Origin of the sequence: Kitasatospora sp. NPDC089797 (assembly GCF_040684795.1) — a bacterium.
In the GTDB taxonomy this organism is placed as follows: domain Bacteria; phylum Actinomycetota; class Actinomycetes; order Streptomycetales; family Streptomycetaceae; genus Kitasatospora.
Genome location: NZ_JBFBGS010000046.1, coordinates 52,307 through 79,169 on the forward strand (window position 1 = coordinate 52,307; position 26,863 = coordinate 79,169).

At 74.3% G+C, this 26,863-nt stretch carries 22 protein-coding genes; 15 read left to right on the forward strand and 7 right to left on the reverse strand.

Features of this window, described 5'->3' with window-relative positions:
- Positions 1-50 precede the first annotated feature (50 nt).
- Positions 51-1,331 (reverse strand): MFS transporter, encoded by a 1,281-nt coding sequence (locus tag AB0O91_RS30765; protein WP_363439948.1) that lies wholly within the window; start codon positions 1,329-1,331, stop codon positions 51-53.
- 75 nt (positions 1,332-1,406) lie between these two features.
- Here AB0O91_RS30765 and AB0O91_RS30770 point away from each other — a divergent pair, with 75 nt between their 5' ends.
- Complete coding sequence (locus AB0O91_RS30770; RefSeq protein ID WP_363439951.1) at positions 1,407-1,769, forward strand: MerR family transcriptional regulator; 363 nt, start codon at positions 1,407-1,409, stop codon at positions 1,767-1,769.
- Positions 1,770-1,863: 94 nt separating this feature from the next.
- Positions 1,864-2,658: an alpha/beta fold hydrolase gene (locus AB0O91_RS30775; protein WP_363439954.1), complete on the forward strand. Its 795-nt coding sequence runs from the start codon at positions 1,864-1,866 to the stop codon at positions 2,656-2,658.
- A gap of 189 nt (positions 2,659-2,847) precedes the next feature.
- Here AB0O91_RS30775 and AB0O91_RS30780 read toward each other — a convergent pair whose 3' ends face one another.
- The gene (locus AB0O91_RS30780) at positions 2,848-4,305 is read right to left on the reverse strand and encodes an MFS transporter (RefSeq protein WP_363439957.1); all 1,458 of its coding nucleotides are present in this window, start codon (positions 4,303-4,305) and stop codon (positions 2,848-2,850) included.
- A 111-nt stretch (positions 4,306-4,416) separates the two neighbouring features.
- Here AB0O91_RS30780 and AB0O91_RS30785 point away from each other — a divergent pair, with 111 nt between their 5' ends.
- On the forward strand, positions 4,417-5,325 hold the full coding sequence (locus AB0O91_RS30785) for a helix-turn-helix transcriptional regulator (RefSeq protein ID WP_363440011.1): 909 nt from the start codon (positions 4,417-4,419) through the stop codon (positions 5,323-5,325).
- 44 nt (positions 5,326-5,369) lie between these two features.
- Here AB0O91_RS30785 and AB0O91_RS30790 read toward each other — a convergent pair whose 3' ends face one another.
- Together AB0O91_RS30790 and AB0O91_RS30795 are read right to left on the reverse strand one after the other, a co-directional pair.
- Entirely contained in the window at positions 5,370-5,750 is a 381-nt protein-coding gene (locus AB0O91_RS30790; protein WP_363439960.1) for a hypothetical protein, read from the reverse strand.
- Complete coding sequence (locus AB0O91_RS30795; RefSeq protein ID WP_363439962.1) at positions 5,747-6,286, reverse strand: hypothetical protein; 540 nt, start codon at positions 6,284-6,286, stop codon at positions 5,747-5,749. The genes AB0O91_RS30790 and AB0O91_RS30795 overlap by 4 nt, the downstream gene beginning before the upstream one ends.
- Positions 6,287-6,453: 167 nt before the next feature.
- Between AB0O91_RS30795 and AB0O91_RS30800 the strand changes: the two genes are divergently transcribed.
- The 6 genes from AB0O91_RS30800 (at position 6,454) to AB0O91_RS30825 (ending at position 14,455) form a co-directional block, all read left to right on the forward strand.
- Positions 6,454-7,677 (forward strand): sensor histidine kinase, encoded by a 1,224-nt coding sequence (locus AB0O91_RS30800; RefSeq protein ID WP_363439964.1) that lies wholly within the window; start codon positions 6,454-6,456, stop codon positions 7,675-7,677.
- A complete protein-coding gene (locus AB0O91_RS30805; protein ID WP_363439965.1) occupies positions 7,665-8,309 on the forward strand; it encodes a response regulator transcription factor in 645 nt (214 codons plus the stop codon). Before AB0O91_RS30800 ends, AB0O91_RS30805 begins: the two co-directional genes overlap by 13 nt.
- A gap of 2 nt (positions 8,310-8,311) precedes the next feature.
- On the forward strand, positions 8,312-9,085 hold the full coding sequence (locus AB0O91_RS30810; protein ID WP_363439968.1) for a DUF4097 family beta strand repeat-containing protein: 774 nt from the start codon (positions 8,312-8,314) through the stop codon (positions 9,083-9,085).
- A gap of 101 nt (positions 9,086-9,186) precedes the next feature.
- Positions 9,187-10,446: a tRNA dihydrouridine synthase DusB gene (dusB, locus tag AB0O91_RS30815; RefSeq protein ID WP_363439971.1), complete on the forward strand. Its 1,260-nt coding sequence runs from the start codon at positions 9,187-9,189 to the stop codon at positions 10,444-10,446.
- 564 nt (positions 10,447-11,010) lie between these two features.
- The gene (gene ppdK / locus AB0O91_RS30820) at positions 11,011-13,719 is read left to right on the forward strand and encodes a pyruvate, phosphate dikinase (RefSeq protein ID WP_363439973.1); all 2,709 of its coding nucleotides are present in this window, start codon (positions 11,011-11,013) and stop codon (positions 13,717-13,719) included.
- Between the two features lie 220 nt (positions 13,720-13,939).
- Entirely contained in the window at positions 13,940-14,455 is a 516-nt protein-coding gene (locus tag AB0O91_RS30825) for a ribonuclease (RefSeq protein WP_363439976.1), read from the forward strand.
- 93 nt (positions 14,456-14,548) lie between these two features.
- On the opposite strand, the gene AB0O91_RS30830 is transcribed toward AB0O91_RS30825, so the two are convergent.
- Positions 14,549-15,544 (reverse strand): hypothetical protein, encoded by a 996-nt coding sequence (locus AB0O91_RS30830; RefSeq protein ID WP_363439978.1) that lies wholly within the window; start codon positions 15,542-15,544, stop codon positions 14,549-14,551.
- 110 nt (positions 15,545-15,654) lie between these two features.
- Here AB0O91_RS30830 and AB0O91_RS30835 point away from each other — a divergent pair, with 110 nt between their 5' ends.
- Entirely contained in the window at positions 15,655-16,905 is a 1,251-nt protein-coding gene (locus tag AB0O91_RS30835; RefSeq protein ID WP_363439980.1) for an ADP-ribosylglycohydrolase family protein, read from the forward strand.
- On the opposite strand, the gene AB0O91_RS30840 is transcribed toward AB0O91_RS30835, so the two are convergent.
- The gene (locus AB0O91_RS30840) at positions 16,895-17,626 is read right to left on the reverse strand and encodes a GNAT family protein (RefSeq protein ID WP_363439983.1); all 732 of its coding nucleotides are present in this window, start codon (positions 17,624-17,626) and stop codon (positions 16,895-16,897) included. The genes AB0O91_RS30835 and AB0O91_RS30840 overlap by 11 nt on opposite strands.
- 684 nt (positions 17,627-18,310) lie before the next feature.
- Here AB0O91_RS30840 and AB0O91_RS30845 point away from each other — a divergent pair.
- The 5 genes from AB0O91_RS30845 (at position 18,311) to AB0O91_RS30865 (ending at position 25,338) form a co-directional block, all read left to right on the forward strand.
- Positions 18,311-19,255 carry a PAC2 family protein gene (locus AB0O91_RS30845; protein ID WP_363439986.1) on the forward strand — a complete coding sequence of 315 codons (945 nt, stop codon included), beginning with the start codon at positions 18,311-18,313 and terminating at the stop codon, positions 19,253-19,255.
- Positions 19,256-19,397: 142 nt separating this feature from the next.
- Positions 19,398-20,423, forward strand: a complete 1,026-nt coding sequence (locus AB0O91_RS30850) for an SGNH/GDSL hydrolase family protein (protein WP_363439988.1) — start codon at positions 19,398-19,400, stop codon at positions 20,421-20,423.
- A gap of 244 nt (positions 20,424-20,667) precedes the next feature.
- Positions 20,668-21,978, forward strand: a complete 1,311-nt coding sequence (locus AB0O91_RS30855) for a deoxyguanosinetriphosphate triphosphohydrolase (protein ID WP_363439991.1) — start codon at positions 20,668-20,670, stop codon at positions 21,976-21,978.
- Between the two features lie 128 nt (positions 21,979-22,106).
- Positions 22,107-24,023 carry a DNA primase gene (gene dnaG / locus AB0O91_RS30860; RefSeq protein WP_363439994.1) on the forward strand — a complete coding sequence of 639 codons (1,917 nt, stop codon included), beginning with the start codon at positions 22,107-22,109 and terminating at the stop codon, positions 24,021-24,023.
- A 145-nt stretch (positions 24,024-24,168) separates the two neighbouring features.
- Positions 24,169-25,338, forward strand: a complete 1,170-nt coding sequence (locus tag AB0O91_RS30865) for an RNA polymerase sigma factor (protein ID WP_363439997.1) — start codon at positions 24,169-24,171, stop codon at positions 25,336-25,338.
- 7 nt (positions 25,339-25,345) lie between these two features.
- Here AB0O91_RS30865 and AB0O91_RS30870 read toward each other — a convergent pair whose 3' ends face one another.
- Entirely contained in the window at positions 25,346-26,461 is a 1,116-nt protein-coding gene (locus AB0O91_RS30870) for a DUF2690 domain-containing protein (RefSeq protein ID WP_363439999.1), read from the reverse strand.
- Positions 26,462-26,863 lie beyond the last annotated feature (402 nt).

Consider the following 26,863-nt stretch of genomic DNA (forward strand, 5'->3'; position numbering starts at 1 on the left):
AACGGTACGGCGAGGGCGGGCGTCCTGCGTCGGCCGCGCTCCGACGAGCGTCACCGCCGCGTCGGGAACCCGTGCCGTCGGGCCGCCGCCGTGACGGCCAGGGCGAGCGCGAGCAGGGCCAGCGCGGACCAGGGCAGCGAGGTCGCCCCGGCGTGGTCGAGGAGGAGGCCGCCGGCGGACGCGGCGGCGGCGATGCCGAGGTTCCAGCAGGTGACCAGCAGTGACTGGGCCAGGTCGGCGGCGGTGTCGGCGGCGTCGGCGACGGCGGTCTGGAGCAGGGTGGCGACGCCGCCGAAGCCGAGGCCCCAGACCGCGGCCGCCGCGTAGACCGGCCAGGCTGCCGAGCCGAGCAGGGCGGCGGCGACGGTCAGGGCCGCGGCGGCGACGAGGAGGCAGGCGGTGAGGGTCAGGGTCCGCAGGTGCCGGTCGATCAGGGTGCCGGTGACGGCGATGCTGACCAGTGAGGTCAGGCCGAGGACGAGCAGCACGGTGTCGGTCCGTCCGCCGAGGCCCAGTGGTTCGATCAGCGCCGCGACGTAGGTGTAGAGGATGTTGTGGGCGAGCACGAAGGCCGCGGTGACGGCCAGCACGGCGGCCACGCCGGGGATCCGCAGCACCCGTCGGAGCGGCAGCCGGTCGCCCGGGGCCTGGCCGGGGGCGGCGGGAACGGCGGTGGCGATCCAGCCGACCAGGGCCAGGGCGAGCACGCTCATCAGGCCGAAGGCGACCCGCCAGCCGGCGGCCCCGGCGAGCAGGGTGCCGGCCGGTACCCCGATGGAGAGGGCGACGGTGGCGCCGCTCATCGCGACGGCCATCGCCCGGCCGCGCTGTTCGGGCGCCACGATGCCGCGGGCGTACCCGGCGAGCAGCGCCCAGAGCAGTCCGGCGACCAGGCCGGCCGCGAAGCGCGCGGCCATGGTGAGCGCGTAGTCGGCGGAGACCGCGGTCACCGCGTTGGCCAGGGTGAAGCCGCCGACGGCCAGCAGCAGCAGTCGCTTGCGCGGCCAGCCGGCGGTGGCGGCGGTCAGCGGGATGGCGGCGACGATGGAGCCGACCGCGTAGAGGGTGACGGACTGTCCGGCGCCGGACTGGCTGACGCCGAGGTCGGCGCTCATCGCGGGCAGGACGCCGGCGGGCAGTGCCTCGGTCATCAGGGTGATGAACCCGGCGGTGCTCAGGGCCAGCAGGGCGGGCCAGGGCAGCCGGGCCGGGCCGGCGGTGCGGGCATCGGCGTCGGCGCAGGCATCGGCGGCACTGTCGGCGACGGCGGTGCGGGCATCGGTCGGAGGAGTCAAGGAGGGGGCGGGGGAACGGAGTTCGTTCGTCGGCATGGGCCGATGGTCTATCGTTGACATCCATGTCAAGGTCCAGTCGGGGCGGCCCGGCCGGGATGTGAGGGTGGTCACATGCGGATCGGCGAACTGGCCCGGCGGACGGACACCGCGCCGCGCCTGCTGCGCTACTACGAGACGCAGGGGCTGATCCTCCCGGTCCGCGAGGCGAACGGCTACCGCGACTACGACGAGCGCCTGGTCGACCGGGTCCTGCAGATCCGCGGGCTGCTGGACGCCGGGCTGCCGACCCGGATCATCAAGCAGATCCTGCCCTGCCTGGACGCCCCGCGGACCATCCACTTCACCGACGCCACCCCGGAGATGCTGGAGACCCTGGAGACCGAGACGGAGCGGATGACCCGCCGGATCCAGTGCCTGACCCGCAACCGGGACGCGATCCGGGAGTACCTGGACGTGGTCAAGGCCCTCGCCTGACCGTCGGCCGGTCGGCCCTGCGGGTCGGCACGACCGGACCGCTTCGGGAACGCCCTTGACCTTGACACCGGTGTCAGTGTCGACCCTTGTTCCCATGACCGACACCGTCCTCCACCACACCGCCTTCGGCGACGGCACCCCGCTGGTGCTGATCCACGGCTACACCGTCGACCACCGCGTGCTGCTCCCGCTCGAACCGGCCTTCGCCGACCGCCCGGGCTGGCGCCGCCTCTACCTCGACCTCCCCGGCCACGGCGCCAGCCCCCGGCTGCCGGGCCCGACCTCGGCGGCCGCCCTGGCCGAGGCCGTCTTCGACTGGATCGACGCCGAGTTGGGCGACCGCCCGTTCGCCGTGGTCGGACAGTCCTTCGGCGGCCAACTGGCCCGGGCGGTGACCGCGCGGTACGGGGAGCAGGTGCTCGGCTCGGCCCTGCTGGTGCCGGTGGTGCACTGGGCCGGGGACCGGACCCTGCCCGCGGAGACGGTGCTGGAGCGGGACGAGGACCTGCTGGCCCGGCTCCCGGCGGCCGACCGCGAGCTCTTCGGCTACGTCATGGCCCGTCTCACCGAGCCGGTCTGGGAGCTCTTCGCGCAGTACGTGCTGCCCGGCCTGCGGGCCCACGACGAGGCGGCCGCGGCCGAGTTGGAGACCGCCTTCCTGCTGCCGGACTGGCCGGAGCGGCGGGCACCGGAGCACCGCGGGCGCCATCTGCTGGTCACCGCCCGGCAGGACGCCCTGGTGGGCTGGCGCGATCAGCTCGCCCTGCTCGACCACTACCCGCGGATGGCCGCGGCGGTGCTCGACGGGGTGGGCCACAACCCGCAGGTGGAGAGCGCCGCGGCGGTACGGGAGCTGGTCGGCCGCTGGCTCGACGGGCTCCGGGACTGACGCGGCCGGCGCCGGGGCCGGGACCGACGCGGCCGCCGCCGGGGGCCGGGGCGCGGGAGCGCCGGAACGGGGGAACGCAGAAGCACGACAGAAGCGCCGGAACACCGGAATGCCGGAACGGCCCCGCGACCGGAGGAACCGGTCGCGGGGCCGTTCGCCGTCGCCCGTGGGCCCGTGGGCCGGTCGGACTCAGCCGATGGAGCGCGGCAGTCGGGTGGTCAGGTACAGCACCGTGAAGGAGCCCAACAGCTGGATGCCGAGGCACAGGGCGAGCGCGCGGCCCATCCCGAGGCTGGGGGAGAGGGAGAGGTAGAGGGTGCCGAGGGTGGCGACGCCAAGGGCGAGGCTGGACTGCTGGGCGGTGGCGAGGACGCCGCTGCCGACGCCCGCGCGGGCGACGGGGACCTTGGAGAGCACGACCCGGAACAGCGGGGTGCCGATCAGACCCTGCCCGATGCCGGCCAGGGCGACGCCGGGGGCCATCCGCAGCGGGGAGAAGTGGTCGGCGTCGGCGAGGACGGTCAGCGCGATGGTGGCGAGGCCGACGGCCTGGACGACGGCGCCGGCGCTGAGCACCCGGCTGCCCCAGCGACCGATCAGCCGCGGGCCGGAGAGCGAGGCGGTGAAGTAGCCGACGGCCATCGGGACGAGCGCCCAGCCGGCCGCGACCACGCCGAGCTTCAGGCCCTGCTGGAGGGCGATGGCGATGACGAACATGAAGCCGCCGAAACCGGCGAAGTAGGGGAGGGCGATGCCGAGGCCGCGCCGCATCTCGGGGATCCGCAGCAGGGTGGGCGGCACCAGCGGGGTGTCGCCGCGCTGCTCGGCACGGCGCTCGACCAGCACGAAGGCGACGGCGAACAGCGGGAACAGCGCGAGCAGCACCCAGGACCAGAGCGGCCAGCCGGCCGCGCGGCCCTCCATCAGCGGGACGAGCAGGGAGAGCAGCGTGGCGGTGAGCAGCACGGTGCCGGGCACGTCCACCGCGGCGGCCCGGCTGGCCCGGCTCTCCGGCACGTAGCGGACCGCGAGGACCATGGTGACCAGCGCGAACGGCACGTTCAGCAGGAAGACCGAGCGCCAGCCGGTGCCGAACAGGTCGGCGGCGACCAGCATCCCGCCGAGCACCTGCCCGATGACCACCGAGATGCCGCCGACGGCGCCGTAGACGCTGAGCGCCCGGCCCCGCCGGGGGCCGTCGGTGGCGGCGGTGATGGTGCCGAGCACCTGGGGGATCAGCAGCGCGGCCGAGGCCCCCTGGGCGGCCCGCGCGGCGACCAGGGACCACGCGTCGGGGGCGAGCCCGCAGGCCAGCGAGGTGAGGGCGAAGGCGCCGGCCCCGGCGACGAAGAGCCGGCGGCGGCCGAAGATGTCGCCGAGCCGCCCGCCGAGGACGAGCAGGACGGCGAAGGCGATGCCGTAGCCGGCGGCGACCAGCTCCAGGACGGCGGGTCCGGCGGCCAGGTCCTGGTCGATGGTGGGCAGGGCGACGTTGACGATGAAGAAGTCGAGCATCGTCAGGAAGGCCCCGAGCAGGACGGTGACCAGCCCGGCGGTCCCGAGGGAGGGGGAGGGCGAGGGGGTGCGTGGAGCGGCTGCGGGGGCGGTCCGGGCGGGGGCCGGGGCGACGGCGAGTTGTTGAGTCACGGGTCATACGATCCGCCGCTTCGTACCCTGGTACCAGAGTGTGGTTATCCAGGTATAAGAAGTACCTGGCAACAGGCTGCGAAGTGCCGCATGCTGGGGAGCATGAGCCTGATGACCCCCGTCGCGCAAGCCCGTCCCGGTTCCGTCGGGCAGCACCGCGACACCCCGGACGAGGCCCGCCGGCACGACCTGGCGGCGTTCCTGCGCAGCCGCCGCGAGCGCCTCGCGCCCGAGCAGGTGGGCCTGCCGATGACCGGCCGCCGCCGGACCCCGGGGCTGCGCCGGGAGGAGGTGGCGCAGCTGGCCGCCGTCGGGGTGACCTGGTACACGTGGTTGGAGCAGGGGCGGGACATCCAGGTGTCCGCCCAGGTGCTGGACGCGGTGGCCCGGGCGCTGCTGATGGACCCGAGCGAGCGGGCGCACCTGTTCACCCTGGCCGGCGCGGACGACCCGGCGCCGGTCCTGGAGTGCCCCTCGGTGACCGCGAGCGTGCGGCTGGTGCTGGAGCAGCTGGCGCCGTACCCGGCCGCGGTGGTCAACTCCCGCTACGACATCCTGGCGCACAACGCGCCGTACACCGCCATCGTCGGCGACCTCGGGCAACTGCCGCCGGAGGAGCGGAACCTGATGTGGCTGGCGTTCACCCCCTCGCGGTTCCGCGAGGTGCTGATCGACTACCGGACGGAGCGCCTCGGCATGGTGGCCCGGTTCCGGGCCGCGATGGCCGAGCACTCCGCCGAGCCGGCCTGGAAGGCGCTGCTGGCCCGGCTGCTCAAGGCCTCGCCGGACTTCGCCGAGACGTGGCAGCGGCACGACGTGATGCGGCCGGGCAACGGGATCAAGCGCTTCCAGGTGCCGGACGTGGGCCTGTTGCGCTGCGAGTACACCAACTTCTGGCTCGGCCCCCGGCTCGGTACGCGGATGATCAGCTACACCCCGCTGGACGAGGAGAGCCGCGTCCTGATGGACCGGCTGCCCAGCCGCACCCCGACCATCGGGGCCCTGCCCACCCGGGCCTGAACCACCCGGGCCTGAACACCGGTCCCCTGCCGGCCGCCGGCCCTTCACCGCCAGCCGCGTATCGCCGCCCGCCCGAGCAGCAGGCACACCGCCGCCAACGGCAGTTCGACACAGCACGCCATCGCCAGTGCGGCGAGCGCCGCGTGCCCCGGCCCGGCACAGGCGATGTCGGCCAGCGCGTCCCCGGCGAGCAGCAGCGCCACCGCCCCGCCCGCCCAGGGGGCGGCGGCGCTGCGCCGGAGCAGCAGGGCGTCCAGCGACAGCAGGGCGGCGAACTCCGCGAGGTCCAGCACCACCCACGCGGTCTCGTGGCCGACGGCCAGCAGCATCAGCCAGGGCAGCAGCCCGAGGGCCGCCAGCCGGGGCAGCCGCCGGAACCGCGCCGGCAGCGCCTGGCCGGGAGCGATGGCGACGGCGATGCTCATGCGTCGCCCCCCTCCCGCACCCGCTGCAGCGCCAGCCGCTCCACCGGCCCGCCCGGCCGCGGCACGACCAGCACCGTGTCGAACGGCCCCTCGGCGCAGGCCAGCCAGAACTGCCCGGCGACCGTGACCACTTCGGCGACCAGCTCGACCGCCGCGGCGGCCCGGGCGGTGCGGAACAGCCGTCGGCCGCCGGTGAACACCACCGAGGGCGCCGTACCGTCGGCCGGCAGCCGGCCCCAGGCGAGCACGTGCGCGCCCCGGCCCGTGGACGGGCTGCGCCGCGCGCCGCGCACCAGCTGGGGCGTGAGCCGGGCGGAGACCAGGACGTCGGCCAACTCGCCGTGCTGGTACAGCTCCAGCGCGGCCCGGCCGCGGCCGGACCCGACGCTGCGGACCGACCAGGGCCCGGCCCCGGCGGGCAGCGTCCCCTCCGGCCCCGGCGCCGGGTGGAGCGCGCCCCCGGGGACACCCCCGTGGCCCCCGGGGACGGGCCGCCCGTGCGGCGGGGTGGCGGAGTGCGATGCGGTGCTCGTCATGTCCCCAAGCCTGCTGCCGCGAGGGGGCGTTTGTCGGTGGTGCCGCACACCGAATCCGAGGTGTAGTTAGCTACACCCCACCGCCCGGGGGGTGGAGCTGGCTACACCCCCTGACGGGCACCCCCCTTCATGGTGGACGTCGATCACCGGGCCCTACGCTGTCCGGCATGCCCTCCACCACGCTGCGCCGAGCGCTCGTCAGGAGCCTCCGGCGGCCACCGTGGTCGGCCGGGGCCTGGCGCGACACCCGTTTCACGGCCGCCGGCCTCCCGATGGCCGTGCCGGTCTGGCTGGCCGTGACCGAGCCCAGCCTGCTCTTCCCGGTCCTCGCGGCCGTCCTGGTCTGCGCCCGCCCGCTGTCCGCCGTCCAGCGCGGCCGGCTGCGCGCGCTCTACGGCGTGACGGTGCCGCCGCCGCGTCCCGGTGAGGCCCGGTCCTGGCTGCTGGGCCGGCTGCGCCTGGTGCTGACCTGGCGGCAGGCGGTGTACCACCTGGCGGCCGGCCCGCTGCTCGCGCTCGGCGCGGCCGCGGTGCTGTACGCCTGGGGCGCGGCCCTGGTGCTCACCACGGTGTACGGCTGGATCTGGCTGATGCCGCCGACCGTCGAGCTGCGCCGGAACTGGCCCGCGCTGCTCACCCTCTCGGCCTGCGGGCTGCTGCTGGTGGTGGTGACCCCCTGGCTGGCGGCGCTGATGGCCTGGCTGGAGCTGCGGGCGGTGCGCCTGCTGCTCGGGCCGGACCGGGCGGAGCAGCTGGAGCAGCGGGTCGAGGAGATCGCGGAGAGCCGGGCCGGCCTGGTCGACGCGGTGGACGCCGAGCGCCGCCGGATCGAGCGCGACCTGCACGACGGCGCCCAGCAGCGGCTGACCTCGCTCGCGATGAACCTGGGCCTGGCCCGGCGCACCCTCAAGGACTGCCCGCCGGACGCCATGCAGGTGATCGTCACCGCGCACGAGGAGGCCCAGGCGGCCATCGACGAGCTGCGCAACCTGGTCCGCGGCCTGCACCCGGTGGTCCTGGAGGACCGCGGCCTGGACGCGGCGCTGTCCGGCATCGCCGCCCGCGCCCCGCTGCCGGTGCGGCTGGACGTCGAGCTGTCCGAGCGGATCGCCCCCACCGTGGAGGCGGTCGCCTACTTCACCGTCTCCGAGGCCCTCACCAACGTGGCCAAGCACGCCCGGGCCGCGCAGGTCGACGTCTCGGTGCGGACGGCCGCCGGCCGGCTGCGCCTGGTCGTCAGCGACGACGGCGTGGGCGGCGCGGACCCCGCCCGCGGCACCGGGCTGACCGGTCTGCGCCAGCGCGCCGCCTCGGTCGACGGCACGCTGTCCGTTCTCAGCCCCCTCGGGGGTCCCACCACCATCACCGTGGAGTTGCCGTGCGTGCTGTGATCGCCGAGGACTCGGTCCTGTTGAGGGTCGGCCTGGTCAAGGTCCTGGAGGCGGTGGGCTACGAGGTGGTGGCCGCGGTCGGGGACGCCGTGGAGCTGCTGGCCGCGGTGGAGGAGCACCGCCCCGGGGTGGTGGTGGCGGACGTCCGGATGCCCCCGGGCTTCACCGACGAGGGCGTCAAGGCCGCGATGGTGATCCGCCGGCAGTGGCCGGAGGTCGCCGTGCTGCTGCTCTCCCAGTTCGTGGAGGAGCGCTACGCCGCGGACCTGCTGGCGACCAACACCAGCGGGGTCGGCTACCTGCTCAAGCAGCGGGTGGCCAACGTGGACGACTTCGTGGACGCGCTGCAGCGGGTCGCCGAGGGCGGCACCGCGCTGGACCCGGAGGTGGTGGCCCAGCTGCTGGTGCGCCGGCACCGGGACCCGTTGGAGAAGCTGACCCCGCGCGAGCGCGACGTGCTCTCGCTGATGGCGGAGGGTCGTTCCAACGCGGCCATCGCCGCCGCGCTGGTGGTCAGCGACAGCGCGGTGGCCAAGCACATCAACTCGATCTTCACCAAGCTGGACCTCCCGCCGGCCGACGACAGCCACCGCCGGGTGATGGCGGTGCTGCGCTTCCTGGAGGTCGGGTAGCCGTGGACGGGGCGAAGGCCTGGCGGATCACCGGGACGCTCGCGGCCGTCCTGCTGGTGTTCGTCGCGGGGGTGCAGACCTGGTCGCTGGTGGTGCGGCAGCAGACCAGCACCACCAGGCCGTACGACGTGACGATCCACCGGCTCCGGCTGGAGACCGGCAGCGCCTCGGTGCGGGTGCGCGCGGGGCAGGAGGGGCAGGTGGTGGTGCGCGAGCGGCTGGACTGGATGGTGCGCAAGCCGGTGGTGTCGACCACCTTCACCGACGACCTGCTCACCGTGGGGATGCACTGCCGGATGGTCCTGCCGGCGGCCGACTTCGGCTGCGGTGCCGAGATCGAGCTGGAGGTGCCCGCCGGGACGGAGGTGACCGGGGCGGTGACCTCGGGCTCGGTCGCCGTGGAGGGGCTGAGCGGCGCGGTGCGGATGCAGCTCACCTCCGGGCAGCTGACGCTGGCCGACACCTCCGGCGAGGTGTCGGCGCAGACCACCTCCGGGCTGGTGCAGGGCACCGGCCTGAGCGCCCGGCGGGTGAGCGCGCGGACCGCCTCGGGCTCGGTGGAGCTGTTCTTCAGCAAGCCCCCGCACGCGGTGGACGTCGGGGCGGTCTCCGGCTCGCTGACGGTCGGCCTGCCGAGGGGCAGCCACTACGCCTTCTCCACCGACATCGGCAGCGGCAGCGGGCAGATCGACCCGGCGCTGAGCGACACCACCAGCCCGGACACCGTCCACGCCGCGGTCGGCTCGGGCTCGGTCGCGATCAACCCGTACCCCTAGCGGGGCGGGCCCCGGGGCCCGCCCCGCGGCCGGGGCGGCGGCCGCTCACCCGGGTGGGGGACAATGGAGAGTCCCGTCCCCCTACCCGAGGTCAGCCGCGCATGACAGCCACGCCCGCCCCCACCGCGCCCGCGACCGCATCCGCGTCCGAGAACCCGCGCGACCGCGCGCCCGAGGGCGCGCCCGCGACCGCGCCTGCGGCCGCACCCGCGACCGCGACGCCGGCCGAGTTCGCGCCGCTGGACATCGGCCCGATCCGGGTGTGGCCGCCCGTCGTGCTGGCGCCGATGGCCGGCATCACCAACGCCCCGTTCCGCACCCTGTGCCGGGAGCAGAGCGGCGGCAAGGGCCTGTACGTCTCGGAGATGATCACCACCCGGGCGCTGGTCGAGCGCAACGCCAAGACCATGCAGCTGATCAAGTTCGACCCGAGCGAGAAGCCGCGCTCGATCCAGCTGTACGGGGTGGACCCGGTGACCGTCGGCAAGGCCGCCCGGATGATCTCGGACGAGGGCCTGGCCGACCACATCGACCTCAACTTCGGCTGCCCCGTCCCCAAGGTGACCCGCAAGGGCGGCGGCTCGGCGCTGCCGTACAAGCGCAACCTGCTGCGCGAGATCCTCCGCGAGGCCGTCGCCAACGCCGGCGACCTCCCGGTGACCATGAAGATGCGCAAGGGCATCGACGACGACCACCTCACCTACCTGGACGCCGGCCGGATCGGCGCCGAGGAGGGCGTGGCCGCGATCGCCCTGCACGGGCGCACCGCCGCCCAGCACTACGGCGGGACGGCCGACTGGTCGGCGATCGCCCGGCTGCGCGAGGCGGTGCCGGCGCACGTCCCGGTGCTGGGCAACGGGGACATCTGGTCGGCCGACGACGCGCTGCGGATGATGCGCGGCACCGGCTGCGACGGCGTGGTGGTGGGCCGGGGCTGCCTGGGCCGGCCGTGGCTGTTCAAGGACCTGGTCTCGATCTTCGAGGGCGACGTCGACTACGCGCGCCCCGACTTCGGCTACGTGGCCCGGGCGATGGTGCGGCACGCCCAGCTACTCGGCGAGTGGCTGGGGGACGAGGCCCGCGGGGTGATCGACTTCCGCAAGCACGTCGCCTGGTACACCAAGGGCTTCTCGGTCGGCTCCGAGCTGCGGGTGAAGCTCGCGAACTCCTCCTCGCTGGCCGAACTGGCCGGAACCCTCGCCCTGGTGGAGCAGACCCAGACCTGGCCGATCGGTGCGGACGGCCCGCGCGGGCGCACCAGCGGCAACGGCCGGGTGGTCCTGCCCGAGGGCTGGTTGGACGATCCGTACGACTGCGCCCGTCCGGGCGATGACGCCGAATCTGACACATCCGGCGGATGATCTAGCCACTCTGTCGAAAACGACCCGATCGGACCACTGGCCACCCGGTCCCGGCCCTCTTGTCCATCCTGGACAAGAGGGCTCCTTTTCGGCGCCGGAACATCACGGAACGAGCACGTTCCTGGACGCAGTGCGACGATTGGCGCAGGCGTTCTACGGTCAAGGCGTGGGACGCGCTGGTGACGCTTGCCACACGTGGCGGTGGCCGACACCCGGTCAGTGGACGAAATGGACAGGTCGAGCATGAATCGCTTCCCGAAGCCGGTTCGACGTCGATCGGCCGATCCGGGTGCAGGAAATCAAGCCGGGGCAACGCGACCGACCCGCGGCCGCTACCCAGCGTCCGAATCGAGCGATCTTCCCGTTTCCCCGCCTTCAAGACTTGAAGGCTGGCTAGCGTCAGGGGGACGATTTCACCAACAGAGGTGAACGCCTTTATGCGCATTCGATCTAGCGGGTTACCGCCGGGTACCGGCCTCGTGTGGCCTATTCAGGGCAGAGAAGTGCCTTCGAAATGGGTATGTTCTCCGGCGTCAGGGCAACCGCGTACGAGGAGACCGACCCGTGCCGTCCCAGCAGAAGTTTGTTTACTCCTTCACCGAAGGAAACAAGGACCTCAAGGACCTTCTCGGCGGCAAGGGCGCGAACCTGGCCGAGATGACCAACCTGGGCCTCCCCGTCCCTCCGGGGTTCACCATCACCACCGAGGCCTGCAAGGTCTTCCTGCAGACCGGTAGCGAGCCCGCCTCGCTGCACGAGGAGATCAGCGCCCACCTGGACGCCCTCGAGCAGGAGATGGGCAAGAAGCTCGGCCAGGCCGACGACCCGCTGCTGGTCTCCGTGCGCTCCGGGGCGAAGTTCTCCATGCCAGGCATGATGGACACCGTCCTGAACATCGGCCTCTCCGACGCCTCGGTGGCCGGCCTCGCCGCCCAGTCCGGCAACGAGCGCTTCGCCTGGGACTCCTACCGCCGCCTGGTCCAGATGTTCGGCAAGACCGTGCTGGGCGTCGAGGGCGAGCTGTTCGAGGAGGCCCTGGACGAGGCCAAGCACGCCAAGGGCACCGCCAACGACCTGGACCTCGACGCCGCCGACCTCCGGGGCCTGGTCGAGGTGTTCAAGGGCATCGTCGAGCGCGAGACCGGCCGGGCCTTCCCGCAGGACCCGCGCGAGCAGATGGACCTCGCCGTGCACGCCGTCTTCCACTCCTGGAACGGCGACCGCGCCCGGCTGTACCGCCGCCAGGAGCGCATCCCGAACGACCTGGGCACCGCGGTCAACGTCTGCACCATGGTCTTCGGCAACCTCGGCGAGGACTCCGGCACCGGCGTCGCCTTCACCCGCGACCCCTCCACCGGCACCCAGGGCGTCTACGGCGACTACCTGTCCAACGCCCAGGGCGAGGACGTGGTGGCGGGCATCCGCAACACCCTGCAGCTGTCCGAGCTGGAGAAGCTCGACAAGAAGTCGTACGACGAGCTGATGGCGATCATGCACAAGCTCGAGACCCACTACCGCGACCTCTGCGACATCGAGTTCACCATCGAGCGCGGCAAGCTCTGGATGCTCCAGACCCGGGTCGGCAAGCGCACCGCCGCGGCCGCCTTCCGGATCGCCGTCCAGCTGGTCGACCAGGGCCTGATCGACCTGGACGAGGCCCTGATGCGGGTCACCGGCGGCCAGTTGGCCCAGCTGATGTTCCCGCGCTTCGCCCCGACCGCCGAGTCCCAGCAGATCGCCTGGGGCCTGGCCGCCTCGCCGGGCGCCGCGATCGGCAAGGTCGTCTTCGACTCGTACACCGCGGTCAAGTGGTCCCGCTCCGGGGAGAAGGTCATCCTGGTCCGCCGCGAGACCAACCCGGACGACCTGGACGGCATGATCGCCGCCGAGGGCATCCTCACCTCGCGCGGCGGCAAGACCTCGCACGCCGCCGTGGTCGCCCGCGGCATGGGCAAGACCTGCGTCTGCGGCGCCGAGGAGCTGGAGGTCGACACCAAGGCCCGCCGGTTCACCACCGCCGACGGCCTGGTGCTCCACGAGGGCGACGTGGTCTCGATCGACGGCGCCACCGGCAAGGTCTACCTCGGTGAGGTGCCCGTCCTGCCGTCCCCCGTGGTCGAGTACTTCGAGGGCACCCTGCACGCCGGCGCCGACGTCCAGGGCGGACTGGTCCAGGCCGTCCACCGGCTGATGTCGCACGCCGACGGCCGCCGCCGGCTGGCCGTGCGGGCCAACGCCGACAACGCCGAGGACGGCTCGCGCGCCCGCCGCTACGGCGCCCAGGGCATCGGCCTGTGCCGCACCGAGCACATGTTCCTCGGCGAGGAGCGCCGCAAGGAGGTCGAGCACCTGATCCTGGCGGACAACGACAAGGACCGGGAGCTGGCGCTCACCACCCTGCTGCCGCTGCAGAAGGCCGACTTCCTGGAGCTCTTCCAGGCGATGGACGGCCTGCCCGTCACCGTCCGCCTGCTCGACCCGCCGCTGCACGAGTTCCTGCCCGACATCACCGAGCTGTCGGTGCGCGTCGCCCTCGCCGAGGCCCGCAAGGACCCGAACGAGAACGACCTGCGCCTGCTCCAGGCGGTGCACAAGCTGCACGAGCAGAACCCGATGCTCGGCCTGCGCGGCGTGCGCCTCGGCCTGGTCATCCCCGGCCTGTTCGGCATGCAGGTCCGGGCCATCGCCGAGGCCGCCGCCGAGCGCCGGCTGGCCGGCGGGGACCCCCGCCCCGAGGTGATGATCCCGCTGGTCGGCACCGTCCAGGAGCTGGAGCTGGTCCGCGACGAGTGCGAGCGGGTGCTCGCCGAGGTCGCCCAGTCCACCGGCGTCACGCTGGACATCAAGCTCGGCACCATGATCGAGCTGCCGCGCGCCGCCGTGACCGCCGGTCAGATCGCCGAGGCCGCCGAGTTCTTCTCCTTCGGCACCAACGACCTGACCCAGACGGTCTGGGGCTTCTCCCGGGACGACGTGGAGGCCTCGTTCTTCACCGCCTACCTGGAGAAGGGCATCTTCGGGGTCTCCCCGTTCGAGACCATCGACCGCGACGGCGTCGGCTCGCTCGTCAAGCACGCCGTCGAGGCCGGCCGGGCCACCCGCCCCGACCTCAAGCTCGGCGTCTGCGGCGAGCACGGCGGCGACCCGGACTCGGTCCACTTCTTCCACGAGGTGGGGCTGGACTACGTCTCCTGCTCCCCCTTCCGGATCCCGGTGGCGCGCCTGGAGGCAGGCCGCGCCGCCATCGAGACGGCGGGCAGCGACTCGCGCTGAGAGGGTAGGCATCCCCTGCTCACACGCGGGTACGACTGACCGCTGACCCTCCCGTCGGGAGGGCGTACACCGGAGCTCGGCGCAGGAGAACCGGCGTACGTGACACGGCCGGGCGGGAACGGACAACGGCGTCCGTTCCCGCCCGGCCGTATGTGCGTGTGGCGTCCGTCATGTGTGTGACACGGCGGCGCGGGCCCCGCCGCCTGCCAAGCTGGACGGCATGACCAGAAGCAAGAGCCCGCTCGTCGTCGTGGCCGTCCTGATCCTGGCCGTGCTCGCCGGAGTCGGCTACCTGCTCGCCGGCAAGGGCGGCAGCAGCCACCCCAAGGCCGCCGCGAGCGCCACCACGACCACCGCGGGCACCGCGGCCGCCAAGCCCTCCGCCCCGAAGCCGTCCCCGCCGGCCGGTGGCACCCCCGCCCCGAGCGGCACCTGGGTGCCCGCCGACCCGGCCCTGGCCGACGTCTGCCGCACCAAGCTGCCCAGTCAGGCCCAGGACACCCTCGGGCTGATCGCCAAGGGCGGCCCGTACCCGTACAACCGGGACGGCATCGTCTTCGAGAACCGCGAGAGCCGACTGCCGAAGAAGGGCAACGGCTACTACCACGAGTTCACCGTGGTCACCCCGGGCTCCAACGACCGCGGCACCCGTCGGGTGGTCACCGGCGGCGCCGGCGAGCAGTACTGGTCCGCGGACCACTACGCGACCTTCCAGGAGATCGACCCGCGCTGCTGACCCCCGCGGCCCCTCCGGCCCCCGGCCTCCCCAGCGGACCGGGGGCCGTCGTGCGTCCGGACGGGCCTCGACGAGGTTGACCGGTGGGCGGGTTCACCGGGCCCGGCGCCAGCTGATCCGCTCGTGCGGGCCGTGCGGGCCGGTGGTGACCAGGGCGGTGAGCTCGTGCAGCACCGGCGCCGGGTCGCGGCGCAGTTGGACCGGGGTGGTGCGGACCACCGGCAGGCCGGCCGAGGTGAGCCGGTTGGCGCGGGTCAGACCGCGTTCGTGGTCGGCGGGGCGCAGGTGGTAGGCGCGGGAGTCGATCTCCAGGGCCACGCAGGCGTGCGGCCAGTAGGCGTCCGGCACGGCGAGGAACCGGCCGTCCAGGAAGAGCACCGGGTTCCACAGCGGCGCCGGCAGACCCGCGTGGGCGAGCACCTCGCGCGCCTCGCCCTCCACCACGGAGCGCACCCCGACGGTCAGGTCCTCCACCACCCCGGCCACCTGGGGCAGCGCCAGCGCCCCCGGTCTGGCCAGCAACTGGTCCAGCAGTTCGCCGAGTTCGCAGTGCCGCCGCTGCACGGCCTCGGCGCACAGCGCCCGGAACCGGCGCTGCCCGGTCTCCCGCGGCGCCACGTCCGCCAGGGCCCGCGCGACCGTGGCGCTCCACAGCCCGTCGTCCCGCTCGAAGCCGCCCGGCATCACCCCGGACGCCCGGTGGATCCGGACGAACTCCCGCTCCCCGACCCGCCGTCGGGCGGGGATCAGGACGTCGACCTCGGCCAGGTCGGCCGGGTGCCCGGCGCTCGGCAGCCCGGCGTCCGCCAGCACCGCGAACCCGGTCAGCAGCACCTCACCGGGCAGCGGCTGCCGACCCTTCGGGCTCGCGTACGCCAGTGCGGCGCGCAGTTTCTGATGGACCGTCAGCCGCCCGCTCTGCAGGCAGATCACCCGCGGCAGCACCTGCTGCCAGGGCCCGCCCGGCCGCAGCCGGTGGGCGATCGTGCCGGAGGGCACGCCGAGCCGCCGCAGCTGCGCCCGGGTGGCGATGTGCTGCTGGTCGGCGCCGAGCAGGGCGACGGGGTCGAGCGGGTGCGCGCGGGTCATACCCCGGTGCTGCCCGCCCGGATCGGAGGTATGCGAAACGTCCCTCGTCGGAGGCCGTTCGCGGAACGGTGTTGACGAAGTCGAGCTCCAGCGGCTGAGCTTGACCCCACATGATGACCGAACCCAACGGCCCCGCGTTCGACGCGCTCAACGGCCTTTCCGTCGGTGACGCCCTCGGCGCCCAGTACTTCGTCCCGGAGACCGCCCGGGCCCACCACGCCTCCCGCACCGCACCGCCCGGCCCCTGGCCGTGGACCGACGACACCGAGATGGCCTGCTCGGTGTACGCCGCCCAGCGCGAACGCGGCGCGATCGACACCTTCGACCTCACCCACGCCTTCGCCGCCCGCCACGACTTCGACCGGGGGTACGGGCCGGCCGCCAACCGGATGCTCCGACTGGTCCGCGAGGGCGGCGACGCGAAGCGGCTGGCCGCCGAACTCTTCGACGGCCGGGGCTCGTACGGCAACGGCGCCGCGATGCGGGTGGCCCCGCTGGGGGCGGCGCACTGCGCCGATCCGGCGCAGGCGGTCGGGCCCGCGGCCGACACCGCCGTGATCACCCACACCCACCCGCAGGCCGTCGACGGCGCGATCGCCGTCGCGGTGGCCGCCGCCCACGCCGTCCGGGCCCGGACCGCGCCGACGCCGCCGAGGGCCTTCCTGACGGCGGTGGTCGAGCTGACCCCGCCCGGGGCGGTGCGGGACGCGCTCATCGAGGCGGCCGGGCTGGCGGACCGGTCGGACGGCCCGGACGTCGCCCGACTGCTCGGCAACGGCAGCCGGACCTCCGCCCTGGACACCGTCCCGTACGCCCTCTGGTGCGCCGCCCGGCACCTGACCGACTATCCGGCCGCCGTCCGGGCGGCGATCGCGGCCGGCGGCGACATGGACACCGTCGCCGCGATCACCGGCGGCGTGGTCGCCGCCCGCACCGGCACCGACGGCATCCCGGCGGCCTGGCTGGCCGCCCGCGAACCGCTGCCCGCCTGGGCCTTCCCCGAGCCGGGGAGCGTCCGGTCCGCCGCCGCACGGCGGGAGCCGCTCCTGCCCATGCTGCGGCCCCGGGCCTGCCCGGTGCCGGACGTGCTCTGGACCGACGGGCAGTGGCAGGTGATCCGCTCCGGGCTGAGGCCCGTCGAGCGGGAGGACGAGTGGGTGTCCCACACCGCCGAGGGCGTGCTGCACCTGCACCGCAGCCGGACCGGCCACGAGGCCTGGAGCGTCGGGGTCGCCCCGGTGCGGGGCGGCTGGCGGCCGGTGTCCGTGCTCGTGGAGACCCACCCCGACCGCCCCGGGCCCGCCCCGGAGCGGCTGGAGACCGTCCTCGGCCTGGCCGCGACCGGCTACCTCAGGCGGTGATCATCAGCTGCCCGCTGCCGCCGCCCGGTCTAAGGCACTCCTGGTTGATCGCCGGATCCGGGGCGCTCGGCGAGGTGGCGGCGGCGATCCGCAGCTCGATGATGTCCCGGACGGCCGGCCACTCGTCGTCCAGGATCGAGTAGAACGCCGTCGAGCGCACCACGCCGTCCAGCCCGCGCGAGTGCGCCCGGCGGACGCCCTCGGAGGTCGCGCCGAGCCGCTCGATCGCGGCCCGGGAGCGCAGGTTGCGGGCGTCCGCGCGCAGCGAGATCCGCTGCACGCCCCAGGTCTCGAAGGCGTACCGCAGCATCAGCAGCTTGGCCTCGGTGTTGATGCCGGTGCCCTGGGCGCGCGGGGACAGCCAGGTGTTGCCGATCTCGGCGGCGTCCGGGACGGCCGTCGCCGGATCGCCGAACGGCACGCCGGGCGCGGGCGGCCACACCAGCGGGCCCCGCCAGTAGTCGAGTTCCAGGAAGCGGGTGGAGCCGACCACCCGGCCGTCCGCGGCGTTGACCGTCGCGAACGGCAGCGACCGGCCCGCGGCCTGGTCGGCGAGCGCCCGGGCGACGTAGTCGCGGGCCGCTTCCAGGCCGTGCGGGACGGGGGTGAAGGCGTAGGTCGTACGGTCCTCGGCGCCGGCCGCGGCGATGGCCTCGGCATGGTGTGCGGCGAGGGGCTCCAGCCGCACGGTGCGGCCGGTGAGGATGACAGGTGCTGGCACGGAACCTTGTGTCCTTCATCGGTCGTAGGGCGCAGTCCGCGCCGGGGTGCGGCACGGGCTGCGGGGACTGGTTCGCCCCGTCCCGGTTCCGCCTCCGGGTACCCGTGCGCGCCGGAGGATTCCGGTCGGGCGGGGCGGGGGCGGCGGCCCGGAACGGGCGGCGCGGTGTGCCGGAACGGCCACGGGTCCTCGGACCGGTCCGGCGGGAAGAGCGAGGGGACAGTGTGCGTCCGCGAAATGGCCGAGAAGGAAACGAGTGCGCGAAGGGAAGCAGGCGGCCAGGTGAAGGCAAGATGCGTCGTGGGTGTCTGCCCGAGCAGCGGTCCGGGTCGTGATCGACGGCGTTACGGACGACGTGACGACGACGCGACGATGCGAGGCAGCGAGAGGACGATACCCGCCAGAACGCGGTGCGTCACTTCGCGGCACGCGAATGGCCGCCAGGACCGCCACCGCGCGCCCCGGATCAGGCTGTTGAACACCCGTGACCAGGGCGTTTCCCCCCGGGTGCGATCATGGTCCGGAGCGGTCGACGACGGCCTCCGAGCGCCTTCCCGGGCGGGTCGCCCGGCGGCGGGCGGTCGGGCGGTCGGCCGGAACGGGAATTACGGCGCGGCCCGGCACGCTGGAGAGGACGAGAAGCCGGTCGGATCGGGACGAGCAGGGAACGGGGTTGGGTGCGCGGTGCGAGACTTCCAGGCGCTGTACGAGCTGGATGAGCGGGGCGTGGCCGCCGTGGCCGCGGCCGCCGCGGAACTGCGCGACACCGGCGCCGGCCTGGTGCTGCTCCAGCACTTCGAGGGATTCATGGACGCCGGCGAGGCCGGCGGCCAGGTGGTGGCGCACCTGCTGGAGACGGGCTCGCCCCAGGTGGTGGCCCGGTTCGACCACGACCGCCTGGTGGACTACCGGGCCCGCCGCCCCGCGATGGTCTTCGACCACGACCACTGGTCGTCCTACGACCCGCCGGAGATCCTGCTCCAACTCCTGCGCGACGCCGCCGGCGCCCCGTTCCTGCTGCTCAGCGGCCCCGAGCCGGACGTCGAGTGGGAGCGTTTCGCGCGGGCCGTCCGCGAGCTGGTCGAGCGCTTCGAGGTCCGGCTCAGCGTGGACTTCCACGGCATCCCGATGGGCGTGCCGCACACCCGCCCGGTCGGTCTGACGCCGCACGGCAACCGGCTCGACCTCGCGCCGGGGTACCCGCAGTGGTTCGAGCAGGCGCAGGTCCCGGGCAGCGCCCAGGCGCTGCTGGAGTACCGCCTGGCCGAGGCCGGGCACGACGTGCTGGGCTTCGCCGTGCACGTCCCGCACTACGTGGCCCGTTCGGCCTACCCGGCGGCCGCGGTGCTGGTCCTGGAGGCGGTGCAGTCCGCCACCGGCCTGGTGCTGCCCGGCACCCGGCTGCGCGAGCGGGTCGGCGAGGTCTACGCCGACATCGAGGAGCAGCTGTCCCAGGGGGACGGCGAGTTGCGCTCGGCGATCCGCGGCATGGAGGGCCAGTACGACGCGGTGGCGGGCGCCGAGGGGCGGGAGAGCCTGCTGGCCGAGCCGGTCGACCTGCCCTCGGCGGACGAGCTGGGGCGGCGCTTCGAGCAGTTCCTGGCCGAGCACGAACGCGGCGCGGAGTAGCGGGGGCGGCGGGAGCGGCCCTCGGCGCGGGGCGGGGCCGGGTGCGGGAGCCATCGGCGCCGCCCGTACGTTGAGCCCTGCGGTGCCCGGGGGACGGGCCGCCGCACCGCGCTGCCCGCGACTCGCACCCCGGGGGGACACCATGCCCAGGACCACACGCCGGACCACCCGCCCGACGGCCGCCGCGTCGGCCGGGTTCACCGCCCTGCTGCTGGCCGGGCTGGCCGCGCTGACCGGGTGCAGCGGCGGGGACGGCGCGGACGGTCCGGACCGGGGCTTCGCGGGCGCGCTGCCCGGCCGTGCCCCGGCCGGGGCGAGCCCGACGCCGACCCCCACCCCGCCGCCCACCGGCCCGTACGTGGCGCTCGGCGACTCCTACACCGCCGGGCCGAGGATCGCCCCGCAGGTCGGCGAGCCGGGCGGGTGCGGCCGCTCGGGGGTCAACTACCCCTCCCTGCTGGCGAAGGCGCTGGTGCTGGCGCCCGGGCAGTTCCGGGACGTCAGCTGCAGCGGCGCCCGCACCGGGGACCTGAAGGCCCCGCAGCAGACCGACGGCGGCCCCAACCCGGCCCAGCTGGAGGCGCTGACCCCGGCCACCCGGCTGGTCACCCTGGGCATCGGCGGCAACGACGCCGGATTCATGCAGGTGGTCACCGAGTGCGCCAAGGACACCCTGGTGGACGCGGTGAAGGACCTGGTCGGCGGGGACCGCGCGGCCGCGCCCTGCCGGGAGCACTACGCCTCCGGCGGCACCGACGAGGTGCGGGCCCGGGTGGACGCGGCCGGCGGGAAGGTCGCCGAGGTGCTCCAGGAGGTCAGGCGCCGCTCCCCGCAGGCCCGGGTGTACGTGATCGGCTACCCGGCCCTGCTCCCGGCCGACCCGGCCGCCTGCGTGCCGGTGCTGGGCACCACGGTCGCGGCCGCCGACCTCGCCTTCCTGACCGAGAAGGAGCAGCAGCTCAACGCGATGCTCAAGCAGCGCGCGGAGGCCGCCGGGGCGGTGTTCGTGGACACCGCCGGTCCCTCGGCCGGGCACGACATGTGCGCGGGGGAGGACACCCGCTGGATCGAGCCGCCGTTCCCGGCGCACGGGCTCACCCCGGTGCACCCCAACGCCCGGGGGGAGGAGGGCGTGGCCGCCGCCGTGCTGAAGGCCGTCCGGGGCTGACCCCTCCGGGCCCCGCGTCCCTCCGCACCCTGCGCCCGTCCGAGCCCCGTGCACCCCGCGCCCGTCCGAGCGCCGCGCACCGTTCGCCCCGCTCCGTACGCCGTCCGGCGCCCGGGCCGTTCGGGTCCGGCCGAATCGCGGCGGGCGGACACCGGCGCGCCTCCCACCATTCACGCCCCGGTCCACGCTCCTTCGCGCGCGGCACCCTCCGCGTGTCGGGGGCGCGGCGTACCGTGAGGGTCATATGGATGACACCAAGCACCGCCTCGCCGCCCCGATCCCGTACGACCACGCCGCCGAGGCCCGCTGGGTCCCCGAACCGGACAAGCGTCCCGGCCGCACCGCCTTCCAGCGCGACCGCGCCCGGGTGCTGCACTCCGCCGCGCTGCGCCGACTGGCCGGCACCACCCAGGTGGTCGCCCCGATGCGCAGCGACTTCCCCCGCACCCGGCTCACCCACTCGCTCGAATGCGCCCAGGTCGGGCGGGAATTGGGCGCGGCCCTGGGCTGCGACCCCGACCTGGTGGAGACCGCCTGCCTGGCCCACGACATCGGCCACCCGCCCTTCGGCCACACCGGCGAGGAGGCCCTGGACCAGGCCGCCGAGGCCTGCGGCGGCTTCGAGGGCAACGCCCAGTCGCTGCGCATCCTCACCCGGCTCGAACCCAAGCGCTTCGCCCCGCCGGAGGACCAGCCGGCCGCCCGGCTCGCCCCCTGGCCCGGCCGCAGCGTCGGCCTCAACCTCACCCGGGCCGCCCTGGACGCCGCCACCAAGTACCCGTGGACCAAGGGCGCCCACCCCACCGACCCGGCCTCGCCCAAGTACGGCGTCTACGCCGACGACCTGCCGGTCTTCCGCTGGCTGCGGGCGGGCTCCCCGCCCGGGCGCAAGTGCTTCGAGGCCACCGTCATGGACTGGTCCGACGACGTGGCCTACTCCACCCACGACGTCGAGGACGGCCTCCAGGCCGGCCACATCGACCCGGCCGTCCTGCGCGCCCCCGGCGAGCGCAACGACCTCTTCAAGGTCGCCGAGCGCTACGCCCGGGACGCCGAGCCGGAGGAGCTCGCCGCCGCGCTGGACCGGCTGCTCGCCCAGGACTGGTGGCCCCGGGGCTACGACGGCACGGCGCGCGCCCGGGCCGGCCTCAAGGACCTCACCAGCCAGTTGATCGGCCGCTTCTGCCTGGCCGCCGAGCAGGCCACCCGGGCCCGCTACGGCCCCGGCCCGCTCACCCGCCACACCGCCGAGCTGGTGGTGCCGAGGGACGTCCGGCTGGAGGTCGCGGTGCTCAAGGCCGTCGCCGTCCGCTTCGTGATGATGCGCGACGAGCAGGCCCAGCTGCGGGCCCGCCAGCGGATCGTGATCGCCGAGCTGGCGGACGTGCTCACCCGGCGCGCCCCCGAGGGCCTGGACCCGGTCTTCACCGCGATGTACCACGAGGCCGAGGACGACCGCGCGGCCCTGCGCACCGTGATCGACCAGATCGCCACCCTCACGGACGCCTCGGCCCTGGCCCTGCACGGCAGACTCGTCGGCACCGCCCGGGCGTGACCGGGGCGCGGCGGCCGGCCGGAGCCCCCGCCCCCGGCCGGAGCCCCCGCCCCCGGCGGGGCCGGAGCCGCCGGATCCCGGCCGGGAACCCCGGTCGGAAACCCCGGCCGCCCCAGTAGACTTCCGGGGTGGCCGGGCGGATCAGGGACGAAGACGTACAGGCGGTGCGCAGCGCACTGCCGATCGATGCGGTGGTCGGCGACTACGTACAGCTGACCAATGGTGGCGGTGGCGAGTACAAGGGCGTCTGCCCCTTCCACGACGAGAAGTCCGCCTCCTTCTACGTCAACCCCGCCAAGGGCGTCTTCCACTGCTTCGGCTGCCAGGAGAACGGCGACACCATCGCCTTCCTGATGAAGATCGAGCACTTCACCTTCGCCGAGGCCGTCGAGCGGATGGCGGCCCAGGCCGGCATCACCCTGCGCTACGAGGAGGGCGGCTACAGCCCCCGCCACCAGCAGGGCGAGCGCACCCGGCTGGTCGAGGCGCACAAGGTGGCCGCCGCCTGGTACCGGGAGCAGCTGGCCTCGCCGGAGGCGGAGATCGGCCGCCGCTTCCTGGCCGAGCGCGGGTTCGACGAGGAGGCCGCGCAGACCTTCGGCGTGGGCTACGCCCCCGCGGGCTGGGAGCACCTGGTCCGCTTCCTGCGCGGCAAGGGCTTCACCGACAAGGAGATCCTCCAGGGCGGCCTGGCCTCGCAGGGGCAGCGCGGCGGCCTGATCGACCGCTTCCGCGGTCGGCTGGTCTGGCCGATCCGGGACATCGCGGGCGAGGTGGTCGGCTTCGGCGCCCGTCGGCTGCGCGAGGACGACAACGGCCCGAAGTACCTGAACACCCCCGAGACGCCGATCTACAAGAAGTCCCACGTGCTCTACGGGATCGACCTGGCGAAGAAGGAGATCGCCAAGTCGGGCCGGGCGGTGGTGGTCGAGGGCTACACCGACGTGATGGCCTGCCACCTGGCCGGGGTCACCTCGGCGGTGGCCACCTGCGGCACCGCCTTCGCCGAGGACCACATCAAGATCATCCGTCGGCTGCTGATGGACACCTCGCAGTACCGGGGCGAGACGGTCTTCACCTTCGACGGCGACGCGGCCGGCCAGAAGGCCGCCCTGCGGGCCTTCGAGGACGACCAGAAGTTCGCCGCCAAGACCTCCATCGCGGTCAGCCCCGGCGGCATGGACCCGTGCGAGCTGCGCCTGGCCCAGGGCGATGAGGCGGTCCGGCAGCTGATCGACAATCCGGTCCCGCTGTTCGAGTTCGCGCTGCACACGGCGGTGGCCAAGCACCGGGTCGAGACGCCCGAGGGGCAGGCCGCCGCGATGGAGGAGGCGGCCCTGATCGTGGCGAAGATCAAGGACCCGTCGATCCGGCACGGCTACGCGATCCGGCTGGCCGGCATGGTCGGGGTGAACCCGGGCGACGAGCAGTTCGTGGTCCGCCGGATCTCCCAGCTGGCCCGCTGGGAGCGGGAGAAGCAGCAGAACCCGCGCGCCAACGGCCAGCAGCGGCGCACCGAGCAGCCCGTCCAGCAGCCGCGCCCCGCGCAGCCCGCGTTCCGGCTCAACCCGCGCGACCCGGCCCAGTTCGTCGAGCGCGAGCTGCTCAAGCTGGCGCTCCAGCACCCTGACCTGGTCAGCCCGGCCTTCGACCACTACGGCGAGGACGAGTTCCCGACCCCGCCGTACACGGCCGTCCGGCAGGCGATCGGCAAGGCCGGCGGCGCCGCGTACGGGGCGACCCTGCCCGACTTCATCAGCGTGGTGCGCGAGGCGGCCCCGGACGACCAGGTGCGCTCGCTGGTGACGGAACTGACCGTCGAGCCGGTGCGCTCGCTCCGCAAGGCGGACGCGATCTACGCGGGGTCGTTCCTGGTTCAGCTTCGCCGTCTGGCCGTCGAGCGGCGGATCTCAGAAGTACGTGCCTACCTCCAGCGACTCGGCCCGCGACCGGACCTGGAGCAGCAACGCGCGGTCCAGACGGAGCTGTACCAGCTCCAGCAGTACGACCAGCAGCTCCGTAGCCTGGGCGCGGCGGCACTGTAGGCGCGGTCGACCCCGGACATCCCGGAAGTCCGGTGCAGAAAGTCGGCGCAGGAGTCTCGGCCACGGAGCGTGGCGTACCCCACACTGGAGGACGTCCCACCTCCGTTCAGCGCGGGTCCGCCAGAGTCGCGCCCGCCCCGAGGGGATGCCCGTGGACCACGGCCCTGCCGCAACGACCACCGCCACCGGACGAGCCGCGCCCGCCGAACCCGCGACGGGTGAGCAGGAGACGGACCACAGCCGGGCCGGCACCGCGCCCCCGGACCGGGCGCGCGTCCCCGACCAGGAGCTGCCGGACGGTCACCCTGACAGCCCTGACAGCCCTGACAGCCGCGACAGCCCCGACCCGGAGGCCCGGGCGGAGCCGGAGGACGACGAGCCCCCCGAGCGCGCCGAGGGCGGCAGCCCGGCCGCCGACCTGCTGCGCCAGTACCTGCGCGAAATCGGCCGGATCCGACTCCTCTCCGCCGCCGAGGAGGTCGAGCTGGCCCGCCGGATCGAGGCCGGCCTGTTCGCCGAGGAGCGGCTGAACGGCGCCCCGCCGCCGCCCGACCCGCTGGCCCGTGAGCTGGACACCCTGGTGGTCCTCGGCCGGATCGCCAAGCGCCGCCTGGTCGAGGCCAACCTGCGCCTGGTGGTGTCCGTCGCCAAGCGCTACGTCGGGCGCGGGCTGACCCTCCTGGACCTGGTCCAGGAGGGCAATCTCGGCCTGATCCGGGCGGTGGAGAAGTTCGACTACGCCCGCGGCTACAAGTTCTCGACCTACGCGACCTGGTGGATCCGGCAGGCGATGAGCCGGGCCCTGGCCGACCAGGCCCGGACCATCCGGGTGCCGGTGCACGTGGTGGAACTGATCAACCGGGTGGTCCGGGTGCAGCGCGCGCTGCTCCAGGAACGCGGCCTGGAGCCGACCCCGGCCGACATCGCCACCGCCCTGGAGCTCACCGAGGCACGGGTGCGCGAGCTGCTCCGGCTGGCCCAGGAACCGATCTCGCTGCACACCCCGGTCGGCGAGGAGGACGACGTCGCGCTGGGCGATCTGATCGAGGACGCCGACGCCGCCTCGCCCGCCGAGTCCGCGACCTTCCTGCTGCTGCGCCAGCACCTGGACGCGGTGCTGGCGACCCTCGGCGAGCGGGAGCGCCAGGTCGTCCAGCTCCGCTACGGGCTGGACGACGGCCGCCCGCGCACCCTGGAGGAGATCGGCGCGGTGTTCGGCGTGACCAGGGAGCGGATCCGCCAGATCGAGTCCAAGACCCTGGTCAAGCTCCGTGACCACGCCTACGCGGAACAACTGCGCGGCTACCTCGACTAGACCGGACCTAGGACGGGGGCGGGGACGGGGACGGGCTGGGCGAGGCCTGGTCGGTGGCCGTGGCCGTGGCCTGGTCGGTGGCCGGGTCCGTGGGGGTGACGGTCGGATCGCCCGGTGTCGCCGCCGCGGCCCCGGCGCCCGGGGGCGGTGAGGCCGGGCCGATCGGGATCGGGGTGGCGTCCACCACCGTGGCCAGGTCGACGACGGTCGCGGTGCAGCCGTGCCCGGCCGGCTGGTAGCCGCAGACCTGGAAGCCGACCGACGGGTCGGCGGCGTTCAGCATCGACGAGTAGTTGTCGTACCCCCAGTGGATCAGCGCGGTCTCGCTCTCCCCGGTGCTGTCGGTGATCACCGCGGAGTCCTTGGGCTCGCCCTCGGTGATCGCCGCCCAGGCGGCCTGGCAGGTCCGGCTGTACCGCAGGTAGACGACCACCTTGCCGATCACCTGGGTCTGCAGGGTCCGGGCGTCCTTGCCGCAGCCGGTGGTCTTGGGGTCCTTGTGGGCGCAGCCGAGGGCCCGGCAGGCGGGGTCGGACGGGGCGGGCTTGGCGGTGGCCGGGACGCTCGGGGTCGGTCCGTCGGCCGCCGAGGCCTGGTCGTCGTGCCGGCTGACCCGCAGGCCGATCAGCACCAGCACCAGCGCCAGCACCGCCGCGCCGGGGATCAGTGCCACCGGGCGCCGCCACCACGCGGGAGCGGGTCCGGCAGCGCCGCCGTCGTCGCCATCACCGTCACCGCCATCACCGTCACCGTCACCGCCGTCGCCGTCGGGGCGGGAGCGGGGTCCGGCGCCGTGCTCGACCGGCTCCCCGTCCGCCGGCTCCCCGTCGACCGGCACGCCGTCCGCCGGTTCGCCGGTCATCGGTTCCACCGCCCGCCGCCACAGCTCGCGCAGCGCGGTCGCGTCGCAGTCCACCGCCCCGATCAGCGCCTCCAGCGCCTGTTCGGTGACGACGCGCTTGCCGTTCAGCCAGCGCTCCCAGGAGGCCCGGCTGTAGTGGGTCCGGCCGGCCAGCTCGGACAGCGAGAGCCCGGCGGTGTCCTTGATCGTCCGGAGCTCCTCGGCCAGCAGTCGGGCGGGCTCGGACAGCTCGTCGGGCAGGTCCTTCCAGGCGGCAGCCAATGCGGCCCTCCATGAGTCGCGGGACGGGACAACGGTGGACGGGGTGGGAAGCACGCGCCCGGTCCGACCGTTCGGCGTCTCCCCTTCTCCAACCTCAGCGGCCTGACGTCCCAAAGGCCAGGTCATGGCGTTGAGACGGACGGAAGTGTCTCACAACCCCCGGGAGTGCTCGAACAGTCATGTGTTCGTCGTGCAGAGTTCTCCTGGCCGGCGCGTTCCACCGCCCCGGCGGTTTCGTTCGGGCCCGGCCGGTCGTTCGCCGGTCGGCCCGACACGGAGTCCCGGTCACCCCCACCGGTCGGGGCAGCCTCGCGGGGTAATCCGACAACGTCCAGGTCTGCACCCCCGGAGGCTGCTCTGCCGACCTTCCAACTCCCAAACAGGAACAGGGCACGATCTCAG

Coding starts and splice junctions, on each gene's coding strand:
- AB0O91_RS30765 (WP_363439948.1), bottom strand. CDS start 1,331: ATGCCGACGAACGAACTCCGTTCCCCCGCCCCCTCCTTGACTCCTCCG.
- AB0O91_RS30770 (WP_363439951.1), top strand. CDS start 1,407: ATGCGGATCGGCGAACTGGCCCGGCGGACGGACACCGCGCCGCGCCTG.
- AB0O91_RS30775 (WP_363439954.1), top strand. CDS start 1,864: ATGACCGACACCGTCCTCCACCACACCGCCTTCGGCGACGGCACCCCG.
- AB0O91_RS30785 (WP_363440011.1), top strand. CDS start 4,417: ATGACCCCCGTCGCGCAAGCCCGTCCCGGTTCCGTCGGGCAGCACCGC.
- AB0O91_RS30790 (WP_363439960.1), bottom strand. CDS start 5,750: ATGAGCATCGCCGTCGCCATCGCTCCCGGCCAGGCGCTGCCGGCGCGG.
- AB0O91_RS30795 (WP_363439962.1), bottom strand. CDS start 6,286: ATGACGAGCACCGCATCGCACTCCGCCACCCCGCCGCACGGGCGGCCC.
- AB0O91_RS30800 (WP_363439964.1), top strand. CDS start 6,454: ATGCCCTCCACCACGCTGCGCCGAGCGCTCGTCAGGAGCCTCCGGCGG.
- dusB (WP_363439971.1), top strand. CDS start 9,187: ATGACAGCCACGCCCGCCCCCACCGCGCCCGCGACCGCATCCGCGTCC.
- AB0O91_RS30825 (WP_363439976.1), top strand. CDS start 13,940: ATGACCAGAAGCAAGAGCCCGCTCGTCGTCGTGGCCGTCCTGATCCTG.
- AB0O91_RS30830 (WP_363439978.1), bottom strand. CDS start 15,544: ATGACCCGCGCGCACCCGCTCGACCCCGTCGCCCTGCTCGGCGCCGAC.
- AB0O91_RS30835 (WP_363439980.1), top strand. CDS start 15,655: ATGATGACCGAACCCAACGGCCCCGCGTTCGACGCGCTCAACGGCCTT.
- AB0O91_RS30850 (WP_363439988.1), top strand. CDS start 19,398: ATGCCCAGGACCACACGCCGGACCACCCGCCCGACGGCCGCCGCGTCG.
- AB0O91_RS30855 (WP_363439991.1), top strand. CDS start 20,668: ATGGATGACACCAAGCACCGCCTCGCCGCCCCGATCCCGTACGACCAC.
- AB0O91_RS30865 (WP_363439997.1), top strand. CDS start 24,169: ATGCCCGTGGACCACGGCCCTGCCGCAACGACCACCGCCACCGGACGA.